Annotated in this window: 18 protein-coding genes, 5 pseudogenes and 2 riboswitches; of the genes and pseudogenes, 12 read left to right on the forward strand and 11 right to left on the reverse strand. The window is 62.7% G+C overall.

What is annotated here, in order from left to right; translation table 11 throughout:
- Positions 1–265: 265 nt before the first annotated feature.
- Positions 266–1,284, forward strand: a pseudogene (locus tag JN403_RS15415) (acyltransferase).
- A 105-nt stretch (positions 1,285–1,389) separates the two neighbouring features.
- Positions 1,390–1,983 (forward strand): Fe-S biogenesis protein NfuA, encoded by a 594-nt coding sequence (gene nfuA / locus JN403_RS15420; protein WP_122538502.1) that lies wholly within the window; start codon positions 1,390–1,392, stop codon positions 1,981–1,983.
- A gap of 78 nt (positions 1,984–2,061) precedes the next feature.
- On the opposite strand, the gene cobM is transcribed toward nfuA, so the two are convergent.
- From cobM to JN403_RS15440, 4 genes are all read right to left on the reverse strand, one after another.
- A complete protein-coding gene (gene cobM / locus JN403_RS15425) occupies positions 2,062–2,808 on the reverse strand; it encodes a precorrin-4 C(11)-methyltransferase (RefSeq protein WP_205483063.1) in 747 nt (248 codons plus the stop codon).
- Positions 2,809–3,103: 295 nt separating this feature from the next.
- A complete protein-coding gene (locus JN403_RS15430) occupies positions 3,104–3,511 on the reverse strand; it encodes a cobalamin biosynthesis protein (protein WP_205487381.1) in 408 nt (135 codons plus the stop codon).
- 5 nt (positions 3,512–3,516) lie between these two features.
- Positions 3,517–4,236: a CbtA family protein gene (locus JN403_RS15435; RefSeq protein WP_205483064.1), complete on the reverse strand. Its 720-nt coding sequence runs from the start codon at positions 4,234–4,236 to the stop codon at positions 3,517–3,519.
- Between the two features lie 11 nt (positions 4,237–4,247).
- Positions 4,248–4,454 carry a CbtB-domain containing protein gene (locus JN403_RS15440; protein ID WP_172612519.1) on the reverse strand — a complete coding sequence of 69 codons (207 nt, stop codon included), beginning with the start codon at positions 4,452–4,454 and terminating at the stop codon, positions 4,248–4,250.
- A gap of 96 nt (positions 4,455–4,550) precedes the next feature.
- Positions 4,551–4,784, reverse strand: a riboswitch (cobalamin riboswitch).
- Between the two features lie 101 nt (positions 4,785–4,885).
- Positions 4,886–5,118, forward strand: a riboswitch (cobalamin riboswitch).
- A 126-nt stretch (positions 5,119–5,244) separates the two neighbouring features.
- On the opposite strand from JN403_RS15440, the gene cobW reads away from it, so the two are divergent.
- The 4 genes and pseudogenes from cobW to JN403_RS15460 form a co-directional block, all read left to right on the forward strand.
- Complete coding sequence (cobW, locus tag JN403_RS15445) at positions 5,245–6,318, forward strand: cobalamin biosynthesis protein CobW (RefSeq protein WP_205483065.1); 1,074 nt, start codon at positions 5,245–5,247, stop codon at positions 6,316–6,318.
- Between the two features lie 2 nt (positions 6,319–6,320).
- Positions 6,321–10,084, forward strand: a pseudogene (gene cobN / locus JN403_RS15450) (cobaltochelatase subunit CobN).
- 88 nt (positions 10,085–10,172) lie between these two features.
- Positions 10,173–11,203 (forward strand): annotated as a pseudogene (locus tag JN403_RS15455) (AAA family ATPase); the annotation flags it as partial.
- 208 nt (positions 11,204–11,411) lie between these two features.
- A pseudogene (locus tag JN403_RS15460) lies at positions 11,412–11,885 on the forward strand (VWA domain-containing protein); the annotation flags it as partial.
- A 35-nt stretch (positions 11,886–11,920) separates the two neighbouring features.
- On the opposite strand, the gene JN403_RS15465 reads toward JN403_RS15460, so the two are convergent.
- Positions 11,921–12,187 (reverse strand): hypothetical protein, encoded by a 267-nt coding sequence (locus JN403_RS15465; RefSeq protein ID WP_062381945.1) that lies wholly within the window; start codon positions 12,185–12,187, stop codon positions 11,921–11,923.
- 388 nt (positions 12,188–12,575) lie between these two features.
- Here JN403_RS15465 and JN403_RS15470 point away from each other — a divergent pair, with 388 nt between their 5' ends.
- Positions 12,576–13,913, forward strand: a complete 1,338-nt coding sequence (locus JN403_RS15470) for a sigma-54 dependent transcriptional regulator (RefSeq protein WP_205483067.1) — start codon at positions 12,576–12,578, stop codon at positions 13,911–13,913.
- A gap of 52 nt (positions 13,914–13,965) precedes the next feature.
- Here the strand turns inward: JN403_RS15470 and JN403_RS15475 are convergent, their stop codons facing one another.
- Both JN403_RS15475 and pnuC read right to left on the reverse strand, forming a co-directional pair.
- Complete coding sequence (locus JN403_RS15475; protein WP_205483068.1) at positions 13,966–14,490, reverse strand: AAA family ATPase; 525 nt, start codon at positions 14,488–14,490, stop codon at positions 13,966–13,968.
- A gap of 5 nt (positions 14,491–14,495) precedes the next feature.
- On the reverse strand, positions 14,496–15,059 hold the full coding sequence (gene pnuC, locus JN403_RS15480) for a nicotinamide riboside transporter PnuC (protein WP_205483069.1): 564 nt from the start codon (positions 15,057–15,059) through the stop codon (positions 14,496–14,498).
- Between the two features lie 355 nt (positions 15,060–15,414).
- Between pnuC and JN403_RS15485 the strand changes: the two genes are divergently transcribed.
- Positions 15,415–16,245: an undecaprenyl-diphosphate phosphatase gene (locus tag JN403_RS15485; RefSeq protein ID WP_205487389.1), complete on the forward strand. Its 831-nt coding sequence runs from the start codon at positions 15,415–15,417 to the stop codon at positions 16,243–16,245.
- A gap of 7 nt (positions 16,246–16,252) precedes the next feature.
- Complete coding sequence (locus JN403_RS15490; protein ID WP_205483071.1) at positions 16,253–16,696, forward strand: DUF1294 domain-containing protein; 444 nt, start codon at positions 16,253–16,255, stop codon at positions 16,694–16,696.
- A gap of 31 nt (positions 16,697–16,727) precedes the next feature.
- Here JN403_RS15490 and JN403_RS15495 read toward each other — a convergent pair whose 3' ends face one another.
- From JN403_RS15495 to JN403_RS15510, 4 genes are all read right to left on the reverse strand, one after another.
- Entirely contained in the window at positions 16,728–17,072 is a 345-nt protein-coding gene (locus JN403_RS15495) for an MmcQ/YjbR family DNA-binding protein (protein WP_205483073.1), read from the reverse strand.
- A gap of 85 nt (positions 17,073–17,157) precedes the next feature.
- Positions 17,158–17,730, reverse strand: coding sequence for a cytochrome P460 family protein (locus JN403_RS15500; protein ID WP_240356587.1), 573 nt, complete (start codon positions 17,728–17,730; stop codon positions 17,158–17,160).
- Positions 17,731–17,924: 194 nt separating this feature from the next.
- On the reverse strand, positions 17,925–18,338 hold the full coding sequence (gene cueR, locus JN403_RS15505; protein WP_205483074.1) for a Cu(I)-responsive transcriptional regulator: 414 nt from the start codon (positions 18,336–18,338) through the stop codon (positions 17,925–17,927).
- Positions 18,335–20,593: a heavy metal translocating P-type ATPase gene (locus tag JN403_RS15510; RefSeq protein ID WP_205483076.1), complete on the reverse strand. Its 2,259-nt coding sequence runs from the start codon at positions 20,591–20,593 to the stop codon at positions 18,335–18,337. The genes cueR and JN403_RS15510 overlap by 4 nt, the downstream gene beginning before the upstream one ends.
- Before the next feature lie 175 nt (positions 20,594–20,768).
- Between JN403_RS15510 and JN403_RS15515 the strand changes: the two are divergent.
- The 3 genes and pseudogenes from JN403_RS15515 to JN403_RS15525 all read left to right on the forward strand — a co-directional run bounded on the left by JN403_RS15515 (position 20,769) and on the right by JN403_RS15525 (position 24,374).
- A pseudogene (locus JN403_RS15515) lies at positions 20,769–21,703 on the forward strand (LysR substrate-binding domain-containing protein).
- 597 nt (positions 21,704–22,300) lie between these two features.
- Positions 22,301–22,906, forward strand: coding sequence for an FMN-dependent NADH-azoreductase (locus JN403_RS15520; RefSeq protein WP_205483077.1), 606 nt, complete (start codon positions 22,301–22,303; stop codon positions 22,904–22,906).
- Between the two features lie 400 nt (positions 22,907–23,306).
- On the forward strand, positions 23,307–24,374 hold the full coding sequence (locus JN403_RS15525; RefSeq protein WP_205483078.1) for a dienelactone hydrolase: 1,068 nt from the start codon (positions 23,307–23,309) through the stop codon (positions 24,372–24,374).
- Position 24,375: the final 1 nt, after the last annotated feature.

The following is a 24,375-nucleotide window of genomic DNA, read 5'->3' on the forward strand; positions in this document are numbered from 1 at the left end:
ATGAATTATGTTCATGTTGGAGGCCGTCGTCGGACCTGCAATCGCGTCCTGCGTGCAACTCCATCGTTAGCGCGGAATAGCCCCGCTGACACTGCCTCAAACGCTGAAACCCTTATAAAACATGGCGCGCAGCCATTATGCAGCCCGTCAGCGAAGCCGAACCTTTTTGCAACGTTTGAAGTCGGACGTTGGGAGTCGCTCTTCGGCACCCGCTCTTTTTGAGTGTGGGATTGAAGGTCAATCCAGACGAAGCAAGAGGTTGCAGATGTTGATTTCGGTTCAGGCCCTGCGGGCACTCGCCGCTTGGGCTGTTGTGTGTCACCACTTCATGCAGATTTTTTCGACTTCCATCCGAGTGGGCCGGTTGGCCGTTTTTTCACTGAAAAAGGTGCTGTCGGCGTCGACGTCTTTTTCGTCATCAGCGGTCTGGTCATTTACCTTTCGACCGTGGACAAGGATATTCCGGCCGGCCGCTTCATGCTCAACCGAGTGATTCGCATCGTCCCCGCGTATTGGCTGTACACCCTGGTGATGGGGCTGCTCGTGGTCGTCGCACAGCCGCTGTTGCCCCATCAGGTGGTCGACTGGCAGAGCTTCGTCCTGTCGCTGTTGTTTATTCCTTCGGAAAACCCTGGCGGTTACGGCCTCTATCCCACCCTGAACGTGGGCTGGACGCTGAATTACGAAATGTTGTTTTACGTGCTGTTCTCGATGGTCTTCCTGTTTCAGCAACGGCTACGCCCGTTAATCCTGGCGGCGGCACTGTTTGCCATTACCGACGTGCTGGGTCGCTCCGGGCTGGTCAGCCGGTTCTATGCCAATGACATCGTGTATGAGTTCCTGCTTGGCATCTTCGTCGGTGTGATGTACCGCCGGGGCTGGATCAGCGAAAGGCTGTGGTTGCCATTGATCGCAATCGGCGCTGCGCTGTTCACCATCGACCACCTGCAACCGGCGCCACGCATTATCAATTGGGGCCTGCCGAGCGCGGTGATCGTCGTCGCCTGTATCTCCCTCGAACCCTATCTGCGCAACTACCGCCTGCTGAAAACCATGGGCGACTGTTCGTACTCGGTTTACCTGCTCCACGTGCTGGTGCTCTATGCGGGATGGCTGGTGAGCGAGCGTTACGGCGTTAACCCCTATCTGGTCTTCGCCGTCTGCGTGCCGGTCATCGCGCTCGGGGCGTGGCTCAGTTATGAGTGGATCGAGAAGGGGCTGTACCGGCGCATGAAGGGCTGGCTGGACCAGAGAAGGGCGAGCAAGGAGGCGGCGCTGTCGTGACAGGCGCCGGGCAGTCGATGGGTCGCTTACCCGACTAATTTACTAGGGCTTTGTCAGGCGCAGTTGATTGGCGTAAACTGCGCCCCACGTCTGCGAGGAATTTTCATGACCGCTATTACGATTACCGATGCCGCCCACGATTACCTGGCTGATCTGCTGGAAAAGCAGAACACGCCCGGCATCGGCATCCGCGTGTTTATTACCCAGCCTGGCACCCAATACGCTGAAACCTGCATTGCCTATTGCAAGCCAGGCGAAGAGAAACCCGAAGATACGGCCATTGGCCTGAAAAGCTTCACCGCCTGGATCGACGCATTCAGCGAAGCGTTTCTGGACGATGCCGTGGTCGATTACGCCACCGACCGCATGGGCGGACAGCTGACCATCAAGGCGCCCAACGCCAAGGTGCCGATGGTCAACGCCGACAGCCCGATCAACGAACGCATTAATTACTACCTGCAGACCGAGATCAACCCGGGGCTCGCCAGCCACGGCGGTCAGGTGACCTTGATCGAGGTGGTGGAAGAGGATGCGGCCAATGTCGCCATTCTTCAGTTCGGCGGTGGTTGCCAGGGTTGCGGCCAAGCGGATGTGACGCTCAAGGAAGGCATCGAGCGCACCCTGCTGGAGCGCATCCCCGAGTTGACCGGTGTGCGTGACGTGACTGACCACACCCAGAAAGAAAACGCGTATTACTGAGAAGTGATGGCGTGGCAAGCAAGCCCCGACTGGTTCGGGGCTTTTTTGTGGGCGCTCGCCAATGTCTAGAGGCGTACGCTAGGGCCTGAACACATGGGCGTGGCCCGCGCGATACAGCGATGATTCGCTAAACACATCGTTGCCCAGCACCCGTCCCACCAAAATCAGCGCGGTGCGGCGGAACCCCTTGATCCGCACCTTTTCCTCGATGTCCGCCAGCGTGCCGGTGACCCAGTCCTGATCCGGCCAGCTGGCGCGATGCACCACGGCAATCGGGCAATCAGCGCCATAGTGCGGGGTCAGCTCGGCGACGATCTTGCCCAGATTGTTCACCCCCAAGTGAATTGCCATGGTCGCCTGATGCTGCGCCAGATCACCGAGGGCTTCGCCTTCTGGCATGTCGGTTTTGTCGGCGTAGCGGGTCAGGATCACGCTCTGGGAAATGTCCGGCAGCGTCAGCTCCGTGCCAAGCAATGCAGCGCACGCCGCAGTGGCAGTGACGCCAGGAATGATTTCGAAGGGGATCTGCAGCTCGCGCAGGCAGCGGATCTGCTCGCCGATGGCGCCATACAGGCTCGGATCGCCTGAGTGAACACGCGCCACATCCTGGCCTTGCGCATGAGCGGATTTCATCAGATCGATGATCTGCTCAAGGTGCAACGAAGCGCTATTGGCGACCTGAACCGCCTGATGCCCTTCCAGCACCGCTTCAGGCACCAGGGAGCCGGCGTAAATGATCACCGGGCAATTGCGGATCAGTCGCTGACCTTTAACAGTGATCAGATCCGGATCGCCCGGCCCGGCGCCGATGAAAAAAACAGTCATGGGGTGTCCTGATTGGAATTCATTGGGGTACTGTTTGGATGGCTGTATGCGGTCCAGTGGGACCGGCTTTAGCCGGGAAGAGGCCTGCGTGTACACCCTCAAATTTGCAGCGTGGCGCCTGACGCTTTCCCGGCTAAAGCCGGTCCTACGAGGGTACGCGGTGTGTCCGTAGGACCGGCTTTAGCCGGGAAGGGGACCTCGGGCACACCATCAAAATCTGCGGTGTGACCACTGACGCCTTCCCGGCTAAAGCCGGTCCTACAGTTTGAGCCGGTCCTACAAGGGTTGGCCGGTCCTATAAGATTGCGGTTGCCAGCGCAAATGTCGCATGAGGGCTTTTTCGGCGGGGAATGACCAGGGTCGCGGGCGAGCCGGTCAATCGCGTCGCCATCGCCAGCGCCGCGCTTTCCGCCACGCCGTAGCAGCCGGTGCGCTCGAAGGCGATGTCCGAGCGATGGCTCAGCTGTGCTTCGTGAGCCGCCAGCTCACGGGCGCTGAAGAAGCCAACCGTAAGCCCCAGGCTATTGCCCAGTTCCAGCAATCCCGCCTCAGCCGACTTGCCGTCAATGGAGGCGAGGCCTGCAACGTCCTTCAGCTCAAGCTGACCCTCCCGCAACCCATCCTCCATCAACTGCCGAAGCTTCAGCGCCGAACAGCCGCGCTGGCAGCCCAGACCGACCACCCACAGCGGCCGATCGCGCAACTCGTTCACAGAGCAGGGTTCAAACCGGCTTGCGTCGCGGGCGTGTCACTGCGACGAAACAGCCAGGCGCTGATCCAGCCCAGGGCAATCCAGAAAACCGCGTTGGTCAGCAGCGCCGCGATCTTGAATTGCGCTTCAAGGGCTTCCGGGGCGAGTGCCGAATGCACCGCCGGCTGAGGGGCGCCGACGATATGCGGCACCACCAGAATCATTGCGCCCACAACCTTCAACAGCCAGTGCCGGGCAAACACCATCAACGCCAACCCTGCAGCCGTGGAGGCAGCAGTGCCCACCCACCAGATCTGCCGTTGGGTCAGGTCCGCCGCGACGGTACCGGGCAGCTCGGGCGGCAGACCAAGAGTGGGCGCCAGCACAAACACGGCATAACCGGCCAATCCCCACAGCACGCCTTCGCGAGCAATCGTCGGCGTACGCAAGGTGTACAAGGCCGCCAGCATCAGCGCGAAACCGACCGCGACTACCAGATTGCCACCCGTGGTGGACAGCACGCGCTGCCAGCCGTCTTCAGGCTCCCAGGCTTCGGCGTCATGAACGTGGCCGGCCATCGCACCGTCGGCGTGCTCGTGCATCTCAGCGGCCGGGGCCTTTTCGTAGGTCTCCGCCTGCAGGATCAACGGCGCGACCGAGAAACTCTGCAGCAGTGTCAACAACAGGGCGGCAAGCAGTCCGGTGAACCCGGCCGTTTGCGCAATTCGCTTGAACATGGCGGCAGGTCTCAATGGCAAGGGAAGGCGGAGCTGTGACGGGTGTCGTGTGCCGCGTTGTGCACCGCATCGATGTGGGAGAAACCGGCGAAGTACACCAGAAATGCGCCGAGAAACATCGCGCTGACGGCGGCAACAAGGCGCTGGCTCTGCGTCGCAGTCACCGCCGTTGTGGTGTTGGTGGTGCCGGACGTCTGGCGGGGTGTGCTGATGGACATGGCGCTTCCCTCTGAAGTGGTTTCAGCGGACGGAAAGGCGCAAAGACACCGCAGGCGAATGCCGGCAGTGCTCAACAGCGCCCGCCCACCGCGGGTTGTTATGGTGTGTTGTCGGGCCGGTCTCCGGGCTCGCGAGGGGCACATGCATCAGCCGTTACAGCCATCGTGCCTTCAAGAATCGCCTTCCCATATCGATGCCGACACAGTGGATCTGACTCTTCACTCGCTTACCGTTGCGGGGGCAGCACCGGACTGATGCACACCCGAAGGTCTGCACGCACCGGTTTCCCGTTTCACCCTGTGAAGGGCACCCGTAACAAGGTGTGTAGAAGACCACGCACGGTTCGTGTCGTCAATCGTGGGGGCATTCCGTGCGTCAATCGGCGCGGCAATCACTGCAACGGCGCGATTGACCGGCCTGCGGTCACTGCGTAGCCTTGCGCACTTGAGGTTCGCCGGCCGCCTTTATCACGTATCAAGGCCACCGGCGCTAAGAAGGGAATGCGGTTTCAAGCCGCAGCTGCCCCCGCAACTGTAAACGGACAGTTTCATTGCACAGCCACTGCGCGAGCGGGAAGGCGCGATGAATGCCAGTCGCCTGACGATGCCTGTCAGCAACCGGCCGCCGTGAGCCAGGAGACCTGCCTCGAATCGGACCGCCTGCAAGCGGCCGAGGCATTCCACTACAACCGGGCGGGGTGATCCGGTGGCGAATCGAACCGCGCGCCTGCTTCGGCCGGCCTGCGCTGTTTTCGTTCTCGTTGCCCCGCCGCACGCCTGAGGGCAACCGATGAAAACACTGGCCAAACTTCCCGTCACCATCGTCACCGGCTTTCTCGGCTCGGGCAAAACCACCTTGCTGCGACACATGCTCGACAACGCCGAAGGCCGACGCATCGCCGTCATCGTCAATGAATTCGGCGAGTTGGGCATCGACGGCGACATCCTCAAGCAGTGCACCATCGGCTGTACTGAAGAAGAGGCCGTCGGTCGCGTTTACGAACTGGCCAACGGCTGCCTGTGCTGCACCGTTCAGGAAGAGTTCTTCCCGGTGATGCAGGAACTGGTCGCCCGCCGCGGCGACCTCGATCACATCCTCATCGAAACCTCGGGCCTGGCCCTGCCGAAGCCGCTGGTGCAAGCCTTTCAGTGGCCGGAAATTCGCAACGCCTGCACCGTCGACGCGGTGATCACCGTGGTCGACAGCCCGGCCGTGCTCGCTGGCACCTTCGCCGCGTTCCCGGATCAGGTCGACGCTCAGCGCAAGCTCGACCCGAACCTGGACCACGAATCGCCGCTGCACGAGCTGTTCGCCGACCAACTGGCCAGCGCCGATCTGGTCGTGCTGAACAAGGCCGACATGCTCGACGCCGATGCGCTGGCAGCGGTTCGCGCGGAAGTTGCCGAAGAATTGCCGCCAGCGGTGAAGATCGTCGAAGCGAACCGGGGCCAGTTGCCGATCAGCGTGTTGCTGGGGCTCGGCGCCGAATCCGAGCTGCACATTGATGGCCGCAAGACCCATCACGATCACCACGAAGGCGACGATCACGATGATCACGACCATGACGCCTTCGACTCCATCTCCATTACGCTGCCCCAGGCGGACGAATCGCTGTTGCTTGACGCGCTGACCCAGGCCGTCGTCCAGCACGGCATCCTGCGCGTCAAAGGCTTCGCTGCGATTCCCGGCAAACCCATGCGCCTGCTGGTGCAAGGCGTCGGCACGCGCTTCGACAAGCATTTCGACCGCGCCTGGAATCCTGACGAAGCCCGGGAAACCCACCTGGTGCTGATCGGCCAGGAACTGGACGCCGGCGTCCTCGAAGCGCAATTGCGCGCAGCACTCTCAGGGATCAAAGGCTAACCATGCACCTGCTGCGCACTCAGCCCGGCGGCTTCGTTCCTGACGACAGCATCGCTGACCTGGGCCAGACCCCCGCCGAGCTGGTGATCCTGTGCAGCGCCGACTCGAATCTGGCCCTGCTGGCTGAAACCGCGCAGCAACTGCCGGGTGACTACCCGAGCCTGCGCCTGGCCAATCCGATGCAGGTGCAAAATCATGCATCGGTGGATTTGTACGTCGACGAGGTGCTGCGCCACGCCAAAGTCATCCTGATTTCCCTGCACGGCGGCATCGGCTACTGGCGTTACGGCGTCGAGCGGCTGGTGGAACTGGCGGCAAAGGGGGTGAAGCTGATTCTGGTCCCGGGTTGTGATCGGCCAGACCCGGAGCTGAGCGGCCTGAGCACGGAATCTGCCGAAGACCGTGATCGGCTCTGGCATTACCTGCGTCAGGGCGGCAAGCACAACGCGCTGGCGCTGTTCAACTTCATCGCCACACGCTGGCTGGGCGGCGACTATCCCTGGGTCGAGCCGCAAACCTTGCCGCGCACCGTCATTTACCATCCGCAGAACACCAACGCCGATTTGGCCCGCTGGCAGGCCGATTGGCGCGCGGATCAGCCGGTCGCCGCCGTGCTGTTTTATCGCTCCCACTTGCAGGCGGCCAACACCGGTTTCATCGATGTGTTCTGCGAGCGCTTGTCGGCCCAGAGGTTAAACCCGTTGCCGATTGCTGTCGCCAGTCTGAAGGAAGCCGGCTGCATGAGCGCGATACAGGACTGGCTCGACGAAGTGGACTGCGAGGTCATTATCAACACCACCGGGTTTGCTCAATCGAACCCGGAAGCGCCGGATGTACGACCGTTTCGCCGGGACATCCCGGTCATCCAGGCCATTTGCGCCCAGGACAACGAGCCGGCCTGGCAGGCCAGCGCTCAAGGGCTGGGGCCACGAGATCTGGCGATGCACATCGCGCTGCCGGAACTGGACGGGCGGATCATCAGCCGGCCGATCAGCTTCAAGGACCTGGCCTGGCACAGCGAGCGCAGCCAGTCCGACGTGGTCTGCTACCGCGCCCAGCCGGGGCGCATGGATTTCGTCGCCGAACTGGCCCGGCGCTGGGTGCTGCTGGCCCGCACGGCCAACGCCGACAAGCGCGTGGCGCTGATTCTCGCCAACTACCCGACCCGCGACGGGCGCATCGGCAACGGCGTCGGCCTCGACACGCCGGCGGCCGCCCTGAACATCCTTAAGGCGATGCAGGCCGAGGGCTACCCGGTCGAAGGCTTGCCCGAAACCGGCACTGCGCTGATTCATGCGCTGCTTGGCGGTGTCACCAATGACCCGGACAGCCTCGATCAGCGGCCGTGCCATCAGAGCATGGCCATGGACGAGTACCTGGCTGCTTTTCAGGCGTTGCCTGAGGCCAATCGCGACGCCGTGATGGCTCGGTGGGGCGCGCCGCAGACCGATCCCATGTGCCGCGACGGGAGGATGATGATCGCCGGCCTGCGTTTCGGCATGACCTTCGTCGGCATTCAACCGGCGCGGGGCTACAACGTCGATCACAGCGCGGTTTATCACGATCCTGATCTGGTGCCGCCTCACGGTTACCTGGCGTTCTACTTCTGGCTGCGCAAACGCTATGGCGCCCACGCCGTCATCCACGTCGGCAAGCACGGCAATCTGGAGTGGCTTCCGGGCAAAGGCGTAGGCCTGTCCGAACACTGCTGGCCGGACGCGATCCTCGGCCCGATGCCGAATATCTATCCGTTCATCGTCAACGATCCGGGCGAGGGCGCACAGGCCAAGCGCCGTACCCAGGCGGTGATCATCGACCACTTGATGCCGCCGCTGACCCGCGCCGAAACCTACGGGCCGCTGCGCGACCTTGAACTGCTGGCGGACGAATACTATGAAGCGCAGCTGCTTGACCCGCGCCGTGCCCGGGAGTTGCAAAAGGACATTCTACGGTTGGTGCGCGAGACCCATATCGACCGCGAGCTGGCGATGGATGGGGACGCCAGCAGCGAGGCCGATGCCGCTGTGTGGTTGCCGCGCCTGGATACCTATCTGTGTGACCTCAAGGAGTCGCAAATTCGCGATGGCCTGCACGTGTTCGGCGAGTCGCCCACTGGACGGCTGCGCATCGACACGCTGCTGGCGATGGTGCGCGTGCCTCGCGGCGATGGTCGCGGCGGTCAGGCGAGCCTGTTGCGCGTTTTGAGTCAGGCGCTGGCACTGGATTTCGACCCGCTGGACTGTGACCTCGGCACGCCGTGGACCGGCGATAAACCTCAGGTATTACATGAGGTCAGCGCTCAACCGTGGCGCACTACGGGTGACACCCGCGAGCGGCTGGAGCTGCTGGCCGCGCAGATGATTGAGCAGATCGCCTCTGGAATCGAGGTGAGTAATCGCTTTGAAAACAAAGGTTTATCCGAAGTTGTTGATTCTCTGCATGAAGTCGTGATCCCGCGCCTCGACGCCTGTGGTCCTGCGGAGATGTCCAACCTGCTCGGCGCGCTAAGTGGGCGTTTCGTCCCGGCCGGGCCGAGCGGCGCCCCCAGTCGCGGACGGCTGGACGTGTTGCCCACCGGGCGCAACTTCTTCTCGGTGGACGTGAGAAACCTGCCGACCATGACCGCGTGGCGCATTGGTTTTCAGTCGGCGAATCTGTTGCTGGAGAGGCACTTACAGGACCATGGTGATTACCTCCGTCAGCTGGGTCTTTCGGTGTGGGGCACGGCAACCATGCGCACCGGCGGCGATGACATCGCTCAGGCCATGGCGTTGATGGGGGTGCGTCCGGTTTGGGCGACGGGCAGTCAGCGCGTGGATGATTTCGAAATCCTGCCCTTGAGCCTGCTAGATCGGCCTCGTGTCGATGTGACCCTGCGGGTGTCCGGTTTTTCCGCGACGCGTTCGCCAACCTGATCCGCCTGTTCGATGCGGCGGTGCAGGCCGTCGCCGCGCTGGACGAGCCCGACGACATGAACCCTCTGGCGGCGCGCGTGCGCCAGGAGCGCGAGCAACTTCTGCGCGACGGTCTGGATGCCGATCAAGCGGCGAAGCAGGCCGGCTGGCGCATCTTCGGCGCCAAACCGGGGGCGTATGGCGCGGGGGTGCAGAACGCCATAGACGGACGCTTGTGGCAAAGCCGCGACGACCTCGCCGAGGTCTACCTGAACTGGGGCGGCTACGCCTATGGCGGCAGCGACGAGGGCACGCCGGCCCGTGACGGATTTGCCAAGCGGCTGAGCCAGGTTCAGGCGGTGCTGCAGAATCAGGACAACCGCGAACACGATCTGCTGGATTCCAACGATTACTACCAGTTCCAGGGCGGGATGCTGGCGGCGGTGGAAAGCCTGTCCGGCGAAAAGGTCGCCAGTTATCACGGCGACCACAGCCAGCCCGATCTGCCGAAAATCCGCACGTTGAAGGAAGAACTCAACCGGGTGGTGCGCTCGCGGGCGGCCAATCCGAAGTGGATCGAAGGGGTCAAGCGCCACGGCTACAAGGGCGCGTTCGAGATGGCGGCGACGGTGGATTTCCTGTTCGCCTTCGACGCCACCACCGAACTGATCGACGACCACCAATACGCGCTGCTCGCCGACGCCTATATGCTGGACGCCTCCACCCGCGATTTCATCCAGCAGCACAACCCCGACGCATTGCGGGACATGACCGAGCGCATGCTCGAAGCCCAGCAGCGCGGCTTGTGGCAGGAGCCGGGCGAGTACCGCGAGGCGCTGGAGAATCTGTTGCTGGACATCGAAGAGTCATGAGCCTGGATGAGTGCATGCCCGGCAGTGCGCACAGCCACCTGACGGGCTTGAACAACGTGACTGACCTGCGGCTTGACGAGAATCGAACATGACCGACACCCCACATTTTCCCTTGGCCGCCGTCGTCGGTGCCGATGACCTGAAGCTCGCCTTGTGCCTGACCGCCATCGACCCGAAAATCGGCGGCGTGCTGATCGAAGGGCCCCGCGGCATGGCCAAATCGACCCTGGCTCGAGGGCTGGCGGATCTGCTGGCCAGCGGTCAGTTCGTCACGCTGCCGCTGGGTGCAACCGAAGAGCGCCTGGTCGGCACGCTGGACCTCGACGCGGCGCTGGGTGAAGGCCGCGCGGCATTCTCGCCGGGGGTTCTGGCGAAGGCGGACGGCGGCGTGCTGTACGTCGATGAGGTTAATCTGCTGCCGGACCATCTGGTCGATCTGCTGCTGGATGTGGCCGCCAGCGGCGTAAATCTGGTGGAGCGCGACGGCATCTCCCATCGCCACGCGGCGCGCTTCGTGCTGATCGGCACCATGAACCCCGAAGAGGGCGAGCTGCGGCCGCAATTGCTCGACCGTTTCGGCCTGAACGTGGCGTTGAGCGGGCAGACAGTGCCGCACCAGCGCGGGCAGATCATTCGCCGCCGGCTGGATTTCGACGCAGACCCTGAAGCGTTCTGCGCGCAATGGGCCCCGCAACAGCAGGCATTGAAGGCCCGTTGTGAAACCGCCCGTGAACTATTGCCGAGCATCGATCTGGATGACGTCAGTCTGGGCCTGATCACCGAGCGTTGTTTTACCGCCGGGGTCGACGGTTTGCGGGCGGATCTGGTCTGGTTGCGCGCGGCCCGTGCCCATGCGGCCTGGCGTGGCGGAGCCCATATCACTGAAGCGGACATCGACGCTGTGGCAGATTTCGCCCTGCGCCACCGCCGGCGCGAGCCGCAACCACCCCATCACTCCCAACCCCTGCATCATCAGAAGAAACCCCGCCGACACCCGATGAAGGTGCTCGGCCGCAGCGTGACGCGCCAGAATCAGGCGAGGGCAGTTGGGGCGAGCTACCCGCCCGCAGCGTGCAAACCGGCAATCGCAAAGAAGTGCCCCACTGGCCAAAAAGCCCTAGGCATTCGCCCCCGCCTGTCGAAGGGGGCGAATGCCAGCTCTCGACCCGGCGCAGCGGGTGGCGGTAAAAATGGCGCCGCACGCTCAGGTGCAGACGGCGCCATTGCCTGGCTGCCGACGTTGCTGCGCGGCCGCCCTCGGGTTCGTGCCGATCTGGTGCATCAACCCCGCGGTCGCCGGCCGGAACAGCTCTGGCTGGTGATCGTCGACGCGTCGGCATCGACCCGACGCAATCAGGCATTGAGTCAGGCGAAGGGGTTATTGGCAGGGGTGTTCGACGATGCCTATCGGCAGCGCGCCAGACTGGCGTTGCTCACCGCCAGCGGCATGGGCGCCCGCTGGCAGCATCAGGGCCTGAAGGCCAGCGCTACGTTGCAGCCCTGGCTGGATGCATTAGGCGCTGGGGGCGGCACGCCGCTGTTTGATGCGATCAACCAAGCCGCGGCCTGGTCAGCCAAGCGGCAGAAGCGCTGCCCGGCGGAACAGCAACGGGTGCTGATTCTCACGGACGGGCGGGTCAAGGACATGCCGGTGCTATCCGCACGACCGGCGCAGCCGCTTCCGTTGTTCAGCGGCCCCGTGCTGCTGATCGACATCGAGCGCGGGCCCATCCGACTGGGCCGCGCTCGGGACATCGCCGCGCAACTAGACGCTGACTACCGCCACATCGACGAGTGCTGAGCGCGCGTCGCCGGCAGGTGTGTGATCAGCAGGTCTCAGGCCGGCATGGTCCACGGCTCAAGGCTGTAGCCTTCACCGCTGATCTCTGCGCGGGCCTGTTCAAGAAACTGCGCCAGTTGCTTCGGATCAGAGTAGGCGCTGCTGGGGATCTGCTTGCGGCCAATGCGGGTGCTGGTGCGGTCGACAACCGTCAGGCTCAGCTCGCCGTTGCCATCCTGTGGGGCCCAGGCCACGCACTGGAAGGGTTCAAAGGCGTGACCGGCAATCAGCAAAGCATCGTTGAAGCGCAAGGGGGCGTTCATGGACTGTCCTCAAAGTGCCCGTATCCGTGGTGCACCGGCGGCGGGCGTTTCGCTCGGTGGTGACTGGTGTCGCTACCTGTACTGATGACCGTCCCCCACGGCTGAGTCACACCCATTTCTGAAATTTCCTGATTTATTTTGAACGAAGGTGAGGCCGCGCTTCCTTCCCGCGCCTGGGTGAGCTGTTCCGGCGCCGGGTTTTTCATGCCCAGCGCCGTTGGATTTCGCGCACTGCTGCTAAGCACGTTTCGATCTTAGGCTTATAGATAATCGATCCAAGGGCGTGTCAAAAATCTTGCTATGGTGTCAATCGGCCTTCACAAGCCACTGTTTATAAGAACGTTTTCTCCATGGATCACTACGCGACCCCGGCGCCAAGGAATCTAACATGCATGATCTGGCCTCCATCCGCCGCCTGCTGATCGTCGAACCGTGCGAGGAATGTTTGCAGCTGGTCCCCGGCTTGCGTATCGCGGGTTGGGATGTCGACAGCTGCACCCTGCAAGAGGCGGCGTTGCGTCCCTGCGACGTAGGTCTTATCCGCCTGCTGCCCGAGCATTTCGCCCACCCCGAAGTGGTCAAATCCCTTATTTCCCGAAGCAACACCGAATGGATCGCCGTGCTGACCAGCGAGGACCTGCGCCGCGAGCACATCGGTGATTTCGTCTGCGAATGGTTCTTCGATTTCCATACCTTGCCCTTCGATGTCGCGCGGGTGCAGGTCACGTTGGGTCGCGCCTACGGGATGGCGCGACTGCGAGCCAAAGACGCCAGCCATTCCAATGGTCTCCCTGTTGGCGAGAACCCGGGGCAGCAACTTCTGGGGGAAAGCCGGCCTATGCGCGAGTTGCGGCGTTTGCTGGGCAAGCTGGCGCCCACTGAATCGCCAGTGCTGATCCGAGGCGAAGGCGGGACAGGCAAGGAATTGATCGCGCGCACGTTGCATGGACAGTCCCAACGCCGCGAACAGCCCTTTATTTCGGTCAATTGCGGGGCGGCTTCGAACGGTTTGCTGCAGGAAGAGCTCTTCGGCGACGCAGGGGAGACAGTCGACGCATCACGCCAGCGCAAGCCGGGGCGCATCGAAGAAGCCAACGGCGGCACTTTGTTTCTCGACGGAATTGGCGATCTGCCCCTGGACGTGCAGGCCAACCTGCTGCGGTTTTTGCAGGATCGGCACATCCAGGTGGCCGGCGATCGCATCCCGGTCGATGTACGGGTCCTGGCGGCGACCCACGTCGACCTGGAAGCGGCGATTCGCATGAAGCGTTTTCGTGAAGACCTGTATTACCGGCTCAATGTGTTGCAAGTGAGCACCGCACCTTTGCGTGAGCGGCACGGCGATCTGGCGTTGCTGGCCAATCACTTCGCTCAGTTCTACAGCCGGGAGACCGGCCGGCGGGCGCGCAATTTCAGTCAGGACGCGCTGGTCGCCATGGGCAAGCACGACTGGCCCGGCAACGTGCGGGAGCTCGAAAACCGGGTGCGTCGCGGGCTGGTGCTCGCAGAGGGGCGGCAGATCGAAGCGTTTGACCTCGGCTTACTGGGTGAAGAGGAAATCAGCTCCAGCATGGCCACCCTGGATGAGTACAAGTCCCGGGCGGAACGGCAAGCGCTGTGTGATGTGTTGACCCGTCACAGCGACAACCTCAGCGTAGCGGCGAAAGTGCTGGGCATTTCGCGGCCCACGTTCTATCGCTTGCTGCACAAACATCAGATTCGTTGATCTGGCGTCGGGCGATTTATGCCCCGACGCCCACCTGCCGGCTGTTTTGCATTCAGCCGTTGATCAACCGGGCGACCCGCTGCAGCACATGTTCGTTGCGGTCGCTCCAGCTTCCTTCAATCACAGCGAAAGGCTGCCCGTGGGCCACCAGCCATTGCCGGCTGGCCTCGAAGAATGCCTGGCGTTCGCCCAGATCCGGCTGGCAGCGCTGACCGTCTCCGACCCATTCGACGCCGTCGGGCGATAGCAACAGGTGCAGATCGTACTGGCGCTCGACGAGGGCGGCTTCGAGCCAGGCCGGGCAGTCGTTGAACAGCGTACGACTCCAGAGGATGTTGCTGAGCAAATGGGTGTCGAGGATCAGCAGTGCCGGCTTGACTGCGCGGGCGGCGTCTTCCCGTGCCAGTTGCTCGTGAGCGATGACATCGATGTCGGCGTAAACGGTGTCCCGCTGCACCTCATCGATGTATTGGCGGACGTATTCGCCCACCAGCACGCCACCGAACTGTCGTTGGATCTCTTCCGCCAGCCAGCTCTTGCCGCTGGATTCGGGCCCTGTCAGTACCAGCACTTTCATCCCGGTCAACGCGCCAGCGCAGGGTCGGCGCGCCAGTCACGCCAGCCTTGCACGGCGAGCAGGGTGAACAGGGCATAGAGGCCGGCGGTGAGGTACAGCGCCTTGTAGAGAAACAGACCAACAAAGATGACGTCGAGGAGGATCCACAGCGGCCAGCACTGCACGCGCTTTTGCGCCATCCAGACCTGCGCCACCAGGCTGTAGCCAGTCAGTGTGGCGTCAAGCCAGGGTTGCGCAGCGTCGGTGAAGTGGGCCATGGCCGCGCCAAGCACGAGGCTGACTACCGCGCCGGCGGCCAGACTGAGCAACAGACTGCCGCTGCCCAGCGAGGTGACGAGGCGGCCGGTGTCTGCCGCGCCCCGTCGGGTCCACTGCCACCAACCGTATAGCTGCAGCCCGGCGTAGACCACCTGCAGCAGCATGTCGGAGTAAAGCTTCACGTCAAAGAATATCCAGGTGTAGAGCAGCACCATGACCAGGCCGATCGGCCAGCACCACGGGTTCTGTTTGACTGTCAGCCAGACGGCAATGACACCGAGTGCAGCGGCGAACAGCTCAAGCCCAGACATGGCAACTCCTGAAGAGACGGTGGAAAAACGGGTCGGCGATTGTAGGCGCTTTATCGCCCGAGGTGGGGGGCGATGATGCGTCGGAAGCGTCTGAAAAGGCAGCGGAAAACCGTCAGGGCATCCAGTGGCGCTCATAGAGAAAATGTAACGGGCAAGGGGCGAACGTCAAAGGCTTCGCGCCAGTATTCATGCTAGCGCGTTCGTCAGAAAGGTCTGCTAGCATCGCCGCGCTCATGCCCGAGCCAGACCGCTTCAGCGTTCATGCTTTTTACGCGCGACCGTTTATCGTTCGCGCAACAGTTTGTAATACAAATCAAGAGAGCCTTGCCATGAGCAGGTTCCAGCCGGGGGAATGATGGATCTTTGGACCGCTGCACAGGCGCTGATACTTGGGGTTGTAGAAGGGCTGACGGAATTTCTGCCGATCTCCAGCACGGGCCATCAGATCATCGTCGCTGATCTGATCGGCTTTGGCGGCGAGCGCGCGATGGCGTTCAATATCATCATTCAACTGGGGGCGATCCTCGCAGTGATGTGGGAGTTTCGCCGCAAGATCCTCGACGTCGTCAGCGGTTTGCCGACGCGGCCCGAGGCGCGTCGATTCACCTTCAACCTGATCATCGGCGTGCTGCCGGCCATGGTCCTCGGGGTGCTGTTTTCCGACCTGATCCACGAATACCTGTTCAACCCGATCACCGTGGCCGTTGCACTGGTGGTCGGCGGCTTCATCATGCTCTGGGCCGAGCGCCGCGAGCATGCGATTCACGCCGAAACCGTGGATGAGATGACGTGGGTGGATGCGTTGAAGGTCGGCTTCGCGCAATGCCTGGCGATGATCCCCGGCACCTCGCGGTCGGGCTCGACCATCATCGGCGGGCTGCTGTTCGGCCTGTCGCGCAAGACCGCCACCGAGTTTTCGTTCTTTTTGGCGATGCCGACCATGATCGCGGCTTCGGTGTACTCCGGTTACAAATACCGAGACCTGTTCCAGCCCGGCGATTTGCCAGTGTTCGCCATCGGCTTTATCGCCGCGTTCATCTTCGCGATGATCGCCGTGCGCGGCTTGCTTAAGTTCATCGCCACCCACAGCTACGACGTGTTCGCCTGGTACCGCATCGCCTTCGGTTTGCTGATTCTGGCGACCTGGCAATTCGGCTGGGTCGACTGGTCCAGCGTGCAGGGCTGATCTTTCAATGACTCAACGCTTTGAACCGCAAAACCCGGGTCGACCGGCTGCTGGCAAGCCTGTTGCGGTGCGCTTTCTGAAACTCAAGCTCCTGGCGCTCTTGTTGCTGTGCGGCTTGCCGGTTTACGGGGTCGTGACGTATTGGACGCGCGGCGGCAGCTGGCTGCCGGCGGCGATCTACGCGTTGATGAGCGTTGTTGCCTTTGCCTTGTACGGCTACGACAAGCAGCAGGCTCGGCACGGCGGCCAGCGTACGCCGGAAAAGCTGCTACACGGGATGGAACTGCTCGGTGGCTGGCCCGGCGCACTGCTGGCCCAGCAGGTGTTCCGCCACAAGACCCGCAAGTTTTCCTACCAGTTGCTGTTCTGGCTGATTTTGCTGCTGCATGAATTATTCTGGATCGACCGTCTGCTGTTCGGCGGTCGCCTGATCTCGCGCCACCTGTTTTAAACGAATCACCTACGACTCTGGACGGGCGCGGTCACAGCTTCAGTGCCACCTGCCGGCGCTTCGACAGTTTGCCAACCACTAACTGGTGGGAGCGGGTCAGCAATTCCTTCAGCTCGTCTTCGCCCATGGCGAACGGATAGGTGAGGGTGATCCAGTGGGCGCGGGCGAGGTACGGCGCAGGGCGCACGCCCGGACGGTCAACATAGCCGAGGAACAGCTCGGCGCCGACCTTGAACGACAGGTCGTTGCCCGCCAGGCCCATCACGGCGAACATTTTGGTGTCTGCGACGGAGAACACCCTGATGCCGCCCCATTTGTAATCCTCTCGCGCGCCCGGAAGATTCAGGCAGAACGCGGCGACGTCTTCAATTTCCATCGGCTGTGTCCGGTTTCAAAGGGTGCATTCACGCACGGATTGGCGAGTGTATCGCAGTCGAAGCTGCTCCTTTCCCGCCCAGGCATCAGCGGGAATAACGGGTGAAGATAAGGTCGGCCGCGGCCGGCAGTTTGTTGTGACAGGCGAAGCAGGTGTTGGCGAGTTTCTCGCTGGGGTTGGCTTTGCCCTCTTCGAATTGCCCATAACCCCAGCCGCCGGTGCTGGCAAAGCGTTTCGAATCCTTGATTTCAATCTGCACGTTGGTCGGGTCCCCCGCGACGAACGATTGCTCACGACCGAAGACCGCGTTGTTCTGTGCCGACACCTCGTAGTTGTAGGCAAGGCGGGCAATGATCGCGCCGTCCGGAAATGGCCGGGTGCCGTCTCTGAAGGCTTGCATGGCGATGTCGTTGCCGAGGATGACCCGGATGTCCTGTTTGTCCCCGGCTTCATGGGCGATGCTCACGAACGGCCAGTCGCGGTATCCCGGTGGCAGCGTTACGCCAAACACCGGCGAGGCGTCGGGTGGCGCGGCTTGGGGTGATTCAGCCCTCGCATCGGATGACAGCCCGAACTCCGAAAGCCCGAGCCATGTGAGACCGATCAGTGCGGAGAGCGCGCTGGCGGTCACCGAGGCAAAACGCATGTTCCGGGTCATCACAGATTCTCCCGTGGGTAGACATAGGTGAACGCAGCGTTGAATGGCGCTTCGGCGGTGGGGTGAGGACTTCAGAGCTGATCTATCGCCGCACGCCGATCATCCCGCGATCTGAAAGGCAGCGGAATGACCCAATCCCGCAATCCAGCATTGCACGGGGCGAAATGATCCGGCGGCGCGCGGGCCTTCAGGCGTTACACGGGCTGATGGGTGCGAGCGCCATTGGACGCCAGGTCCGCCAGAATCGGGCAGTCCGGGCGGCGGTCGCCCTGGCAGTGGCTGACCAGGTTCTGCAGCGTGTCGCGCAGCCCGGCCAATTCCTCGATTTTCTGATTGAGTTCGGCTATGTGCTGGTGGGCCAGCGCCTTGACGTCGGCGCTGGCGCGGCCGCGGTCCTGCCACAGGGTCAGCAGCTTGCCGACCGCTTCCAGGGAAAACCCCAGATCCCGCGAGCGTTTGATGAACGCCAGCGTGTGCAACTCGTCCGGGCCGTACAGGCGGTAACCGCTGTCGGTGCGGGCAGCGGCAGGCAGCAGGCCGATGGATTCGTAATAACGAATCATCTTGGCGCTGAGGCCACTGCGTTTGGCGGCTTGTCCGATGTTCATGACGCGTCTCCCGTGTGGTTGGGCTTGTCTTTGGGGTCGTCTTTGGGTGTCCAGGTTTTCAACAGCAGAGCGTTGCTCACGACGCTGACACTCGACAAGGCCATGGCCGCGCCGGCCAGCACCGGATTGAGCAGGCCGAACGCGGCCAGCGGAATGCCGATCAGGTTATAGACGAAGGCCCAGAACAGATTCTGGCGGATCTTCGCGTAGGTCTTGCGGCTGATGTCGAGGGCGGCGGGGATCAACCGTGGGTCGCCGCGCATCAGGGTGATGCCGGCGGCATGCATGGCGACGTCCGTGCCGCCGCCCATGGCGATGCCAATGTCGGCAGCGGCCAGGGCGGGGGCGTCGTTGATGCCGTCACCGACCATCGCCACCACGCCGGTTTTCTTCAGGGACACGACGGTCGCGGCTTTGTCGGCAGGCAGCACTTCGGCGTGCACGTCGCGGATGCCCAGCGCCTCGGCGACCACCCTGGCGCTGCCGCGATTGTCACCCGTCAGCAAGTGGCTGCTGATGTGCCGGGCGTTCAGTTGCGCGATGGCCTCAACGGCGCCGGTCTTGAGCGTGTCGCCGAAGGCAAACAGGCCCAGCACCTGACGCTGCGGGCTCAATTCGATGAGCCAGGACAGCGTGCGGCCTTCCGCCTCCCAGGCCTGAGCGCGCTCGTGCAGGGCGTCCCCGGTCAAGCCGCTTTCCGGCAGCAAGCCGCTTTCTGCCAGCAAGCCGCTTTCCTGCAGCAGGCGCTGATTGCCCAGCGCCAGTTCGCGGCCGCCCAGGGTGCCAGCGATCCCGCGCCCGGCCAGCGCTCGGCTGTTGCTGACGGTCTCCAGCTGCAGGCCGCGCTCTGTGGTCACGTCCAGCACCGCTTTGGCCAATGGGTGTTCGCTGCCACGCTGCAACGCACCGGCCAGTTCAAGCACGTTGTTTTCATCACCGTCGAGCGCGACCAGGTGGGCAATGCGCGGCGTGCCGGAGGTCAGCGTGCCGGTCTTGTCGAACACCACCGTGGTGACTTCATGGGCGCGTTCCAGGGCTTCGGCGTCCTTGATGAGGATGCCGTGGCGTGCGGCCACGCCGGTGCCGGCCATGATCGCGGTGGGCGTGGCTAGCCCCAGCGCGCAGGGGCAGGCGATGACCAGTACGGTGACGGCGTTGATCAATGCGCTCTCCAGCGAGGCACCGGCCATCAGCCAGCCGGCCAGTGTGGCGATCGCTGTCAACAAGACCACCGGTACGAACACCTGACTGACTTTGTCGACCAGCTTCTGAATCGGCGCCTTGGCAGACTGCGCGGCTTCCACCAGACGGATGATGCGGGCCAGCACGGTTTCCGCGCCCAGCGCCCGGGTGCTGATCAGCAGCCGACCTTCGCCATTGATCGCGCCACCGGTGACCCTGTCGCCGGGCTGTTTCGGCACCGGCAGGCTCTCGCCGCTGATAAGGGCTTCATCGGCGTGGCTCTGGCCTTCGGTCACCTCGCCATCCACCGGAAAGCGCTCGCCGGGTTTTACCACCACCGTATCGCCGACGCTCAATTCGCTGATGGCGACGTTCGCTTCCTGCCCGTTCACCAGCCGGATCGCGCGGTCGGGGCGCAAGGCTTCCAGCGCCCGAATCGCGCTGGCGGTCTGGCGCTTGGCGCTGCTCTCCAGGTATTTGCCGAGCAGGACCAGGGCGATGACCGCCGCCGACGCCTCGAAGTACAGGTGCGGCATCGTACCGGGCGCAGCGCTTAGCCACTGGTAAACGCTCAACCCATAACCGGCGCTGGTGCCCAGCGCGACGAGCAAATCCATGTTGCCGGCGCCGGCGCGCACGGCTTTCCACGCGGCTATGTAAAAGCGCGCGCCGAGAAGAAATTGCACCGGCGTTGCCAGGGCGAACTGCAGCCATGCCGGGAGCATCCCGTGGACGCCGAACGGTTGCAGGATCATCGGCAGCACCAATGGCAGCGCGAGAACGATGGCCACGACCAACTGCCAGCGCTCGGTGTCGTGACGTTGGCGCTGGTCGGCCTGCTGGACGGCTGAATTCTGTTCGAGGCTGGCGCCGTAGCCCGCCTTGTCGACGGCGGCTAACAGCACGGCGGGATCGATCTGCCCGCTGACCTCGACGTGGGCGCGTTCGTTGGCGAGGTTGACCGTGGCGACTTGAACGCCCGGCACTTTGCGCAAGGCACGCTCGACCCGGCCTGCGCAGCTGGCGCAGGTCATGCCGGTAATGGGCAGATCGAATGTGGCGGGACTGGGCATCGTGGACACTCCGGTGAGTCGAATGCCAGTAAGGATCAACCTTGCCCTTCTGGCAAGGTCAAGGGGCGTGCCGTGATGGTTTTTTCTGGCCGGATCGTTTGCCCAGGGCGTGCAGGACAGCCCATTTGCAACCTGCGACAATCTCAGCCCTTTTTGGCCAGGCGAGCGGCATACCGTGTACGACTTCAACGATTTGTACTACTTCGTGCAGGTGGTCGAGAACAAGGGGTTCGCCGCCGCCGCGCGCAAGATCGAGGTGCCGAAGACCAAGCTCAGTCGGCGCATCGCGCAGCTGGAGGATCGGCTGGGTGTGCGGCTGATCCAGCGCACCACGCGCAAGTTCACGGTGACCGAGGTGGGTCTGGATTATTACCGGCACTGTGTGGCGATGCTGGTGGAGGCCGATGCCGCCGAGAAGGTGGTCGAGCAATCGCGGTCCGAACCCCAGGGCATCGTGCGCATCAGTTGCCCGCCGGCACTCGGGGCCATGGGGGTGAGCGACACGATCGCCAGGTTTCTGGTACTTCACCCGAAAGTGCAGGTTCAGGTGGAGAGCACCAACCGTCGGGTAGATGTGTTGGGGGAGGGCTATGACATCGCGCTGAGGGTGCGGTTTCCGCCGCTGGACGATGAGAGTCTGGTGATGAAGGTGTTGGGCGAGAGCGTCCAGAAGCTGGTGGCGCGACCGTCGTTGGTGGAGGGTTTGTCGCTGCGTACGCCGCAGGATTTGCTGGGGCTGCCGAGTATGGATCTGGCCCCGGCAAACCGGGATCACCGCTGGGCGTTGATCGGGCCGGACGATAAGCGGGTGGAGGTTGCCCATCAGCCGCGCTTTGTGACGTCTGATCTGGATGCGTTGCACCGGGCGGCGGTTGAGGGGTGGGGGTGGTGCAGATGCCGGAGATCATGATTCGGCATTCGTTGCATGAGGGGCGGCTGGTTGAGGTTTTGCCGGGGTTCCGGCCGCCGAGCGGGTTGATTCATGCGGTGTTTCCGTCGCGGCGGGGGTTGTTGCCGTCGGTGCGGGGGTTGGTGGATTTGCTGGCGGAGGATTTTGGGGTGAATGCGAAGGCGGATCGGGAGGCATGTGAGTTGGCGGGGCACCTTTAGGCTTTTATCAAGATCAAGATCAAGAGCGTCTGCCTGGGGGCAGACTGTTTCGCCTTCGGCGAGTTACTTGGAAAAGCACCCCAAGTAACCAAGGGTGCTTGCTCCTGGTTTGGCCCTTCGTTCCTCAGGGTTCCCTCACTCCGACGACGCTCCGTGGGCCCGCGCCGAACGGACATCCCTGTCCTGACGGCGCTCTCGCCGCATCCATGCGGCTCGGCCCACTGCGCGTCGTCTGCGTTCGGCCTGCACCCAAGTCGCGATTGGCGGTGACTGGGCTTTTTGCGTATGAAGATCAAGATCAAGAGCAGATCAACAGCTTCCCGGCTGAAGCCGGTCCTACCGACGGTTGCTCGTAAATCTGCTGGCTGAATGCGCTGCTTTTAGTGGGACCGGCTTTAGCCGGGAAGGGGCAGGTGTGAACACCATCGATGTCTGGGTTTGCGCGGCTCCTTCAAGGCAACATCGGCGCTCCATCTGTTGATTGTCCTGCATGTGGGACGATCTATCGCATTTGCCCCTCTAATCATGCATTAGTTCGCACGGTAGGATGACGCCACTTGATCGCCAGGCGGCGATTCTCACCTTGGGGAGCACCTTATGAAACTCTTGCACATCGATTCCAGCATCCTCGGCGATCACTCCGCTTCGCGTCAGTTGAGCCGCAGTGTTGTTCAGTCTTTTATCGCCATCACCCCGGATACTCAGGTGGTTTACCGCGATCTGGCGAGTGAGCCGCTCAGTCATTTCTCCGGTGCGACACTGGCCGCTGCCGGTACGCCGGTGGAAGGTCGTGATGCGTCACAGAAGCTGGAAGTGGAGACGAACGAAGCCACGCTTGAAGAGTTCCTGTCGGCTGACGTGGTGGTCATCGGTGCGCCGATGTACAACTTCAGCATCCCGAGCCAGTTGAAGGCATGGATCGACCGGATCTGTGTAGCCGGCCGCACCTTCCGTTACACCGAAGCGGGCCCGGAAGGTCTGTGCAAGGGAAAGAAAGTGATCATCGTTTCGACGACGGGCGGTCTGCATCAGGGCCTGCCGAGTGGCGCGGGCCATGATGATTTGCTCAAGGTCGTATTCGGTTTCATCGGCGTCACCGACCTGCAGTTCGTCGTGGCCGAAGGCCTCGCTTATGGTGACGAGCCGCGTGCCGCCGCCATGGCCGCTGCGCAGAAAAACATCAGCGAAACGCTGTTCGCCTAAGCCCGGGCACTCGCGGGGATACATTCGACGGTCCCCGGTGAGATAAGCCCTCAGCAGCCGAGGGGACAGATTAATTTACGGTGAAGCGCTGTAAATAAATCAGTCCCCTCGGCTTTTGCGTCCTGGCATTCAGCCCAGCGACAGCCTTTATGACATCTTTGCGCGTAATCTCATTGCAGCACCGTAGAATGCCGGCCTCTTCGGTCCGTTCTGCGTCAAGCGGTGGCCATTCTCTTTAATCAGTCGAGCTTGGCCCGCCTTGTGCACCATTGATCCTCAAACGTTTCGGAATGTTATCGAACCCCAAGGGTCAGATAGCGACAGACGCCGTTTTTACGGGCCCTCGGGCCTTGAGCGTCTGAATCGGCAGGGATGGATTGATAAGGTGAGGGGCATTGCAATGATGCGTCTTTGTGCAGTGATGATGATCAGCCTGCTGGGCAGCCTGATTTCGGTGCAAGCCAGCGAGTTGGAGAGCTGGAGCGTGGGCTTTCACGAGCTGACGTTTCTCGATCCCCTGGATTCCCGGCCGATGCACGCGTACGCCTTTTACCCCTCCACCGACGATGAACGCATCACCCGCGTTCAGGGGTATCCCATTGAAGCGTCGGAAGACGCCACCATTGCCATGGGCCGCTTCCCCCTGCTGATGCTGTCCCACGGCAACACCGGCACACCGCTCGCGCAGCACGACCTGGCGACGTCATTGGCGCGCAAGGGTTTTGTCGTGGTGGCGGTGTTCCACCCAGGCGACAACTACATGGACCACAGCCGTCTGGGCAGCCTGAGCAATCTCTACGGTCGCCCCCTGCAAATCTCCGAAGCCATCAGTGCCGCATTGATCGACCCGATGCTCTCGCCGTACATCAGCGCGCGCCGGGTCGGGGTGATCGGTTATTCGGCGGGTGGCGAAACGGCGTTGATTCTGGCGGGTGCCCAGCCTGATCTCCAGCGCTTGCGCCATTACTGCACCGAGCGGCCCCAGGACCATGACGCCTGTAAAACCCAGGGCGAACTGGTGGCAGACCGTGAAGACCTGCACGCCCAAGCCGATCCCCGCGTAGGCGCGTTGATGCTGATGGCACCGCTGGGTTTGATGTTCGGTCGGCAGACGCTGGCGGATGTGCACGTGCCGGTACTGCTTTACAGCGGTGACGGCGATGAACTGCTCGCCATCGACAAGAACGCCGAAGCGCTGGCGCGCAAGCTGCCCGATGTCTCGGATTTCAAACTGTTCGCCGGGGCGGGGCATTTCGTGTTCATGGCGCCCTGCGATGACGAGCAACGCGCCACCCAGCCTGGCTTGTGCACCGACGCCATTGGCGTCAACCGTGAAAGCATTCACCGCGACCTGAGCAGCGAGGCCGTGCGCTTTTTCGGTACTGCACTCGGCACGCCCATCAGCACTGCCGGCATGCAGACCGCCGCCCACCATGAATTTGATTCAGTCGGCAGCCTCGATCAGTAGC

The organism is Pseudomonas sp. 15A4, assembly GCF_016925575.1.
Classification (GTDB): Bacteria; Pseudomonadota; Gammaproteobacteria; order Pseudomonadales; family Pseudomonadaceae; genus Aquipseudomonas.

What these genes read in the sequence shown, in the direction of transcription:
- nfuA (WP_122538502.1), top strand. Translation starts at nt 1,390, where the DNA reads ATGACCGCTATTACGATTACCGATGCCGCCCACGATTACCTGGCTGAT.
- cobM (WP_205483063.1), bottom strand. Translation starts at nt 2,808, where the DNA reads ATGACTGTTTTTTTCATCGGCGCCGGGCCGGGCGATCCGGATCTGATC.
- JN403_RS15435 (WP_205483064.1), bottom strand. Translation starts at nt 4,236, where the DNA reads ATGTTCAAGCGAATTGCGCAAACGGCCGGGTTCACCGGACTGCTTGCC.
- JN403_RS15440 (WP_172612519.1), bottom strand. Translation starts at nt 4,454, where the DNA reads ATGTCCATCAGCACACCCCGCCAGACGTCCGGCACCACCAACACCACA.
- cobW (WP_205483065.1), top strand. Translation starts at nt 5,245, where the DNA reads ATGAAAACACTGGCCAAACTTCCCGTCACCATCGTCACCGGCTTTCTC.
- JN403_RS15465 (WP_062381945.1), bottom strand. Translation starts at nt 12,187, where the DNA reads ATGAACGCCCCCTTGCGCTTCAACGATGCTTTGCTGATTGCCGGTCAC.
- JN403_RS15470 (WP_205483067.1), top strand. Translation starts at nt 12,576, where the DNA reads ATGCATGATCTGGCCTCCATCCGCCGCCTGCTGATCGTCGAACCGTGC.
- JN403_RS15475 (WP_205483068.1), bottom strand. Translation starts at nt 14,490, where the DNA reads ATGAAAGTGCTGGTACTGACAGGGCCCGAATCCAGCGGCAAGAGCTGG.
- pnuC (WP_205483069.1), bottom strand. Translation starts at nt 15,059, where the DNA reads ATGTCTGGGCTTGAGCTGTTCGCCGCTGCACTCGGTGTCATTGCCGTC.
- JN403_RS15485 (WP_205487389.1), top strand. Translation starts at nt 15,415, where the DNA reads ATGGATCTTTGGACCGCTGCACAGGCGCTGATACTTGGGGTTGTAGAA.
- JN403_RS15490 (WP_205483071.1), top strand. Translation starts at nt 16,253, where the DNA reads ATGACTCAACGCTTTGAACCGCAAAACCCGGGTCGACCGGCTGCTGGC.
- JN403_RS15495 (WP_205483073.1), bottom strand. Translation starts at nt 17,072, where the DNA reads ATGGAAATTGAAGACGTCGCCGCGTTCTGCCTGAATCTTCCGGGCGCG.
- JN403_RS15500 (WP_240356587.1), bottom strand. Translation starts at nt 17,730, where the DNA reads ATGACCCGGAACATGCGTTTTGCCTCGGTGACCGCCAGCGCGCTCTCC.
- cueR (WP_205483074.1), bottom strand. Translation starts at nt 18,338, where the DNA reads ATGAACATCGGACAAGCCGCCAAACGCAGTGGCCTCAGCGCCAAGATG.
- JN403_RS15510 (WP_205483076.1), bottom strand. Translation starts at nt 20,593, where the DNA reads ATGCCCAGTCCCGCCACATTCGATCTGCCCATTACCGGCATGACCTGC.
- JN403_RS15520 (WP_205483077.1), top strand. Translation starts at nt 22,301, where the DNA reads ATGAAACTCTTGCACATCGATTCCAGCATCCTCGGCGATCACTCCGCT.
- JN403_RS15525 (WP_205483078.1), top strand. Translation starts at nt 23,307, where the DNA reads ATGATGCGTCTTTGTGCAGTGATGATGATCAGCCTGCTGGGCAGCCTG.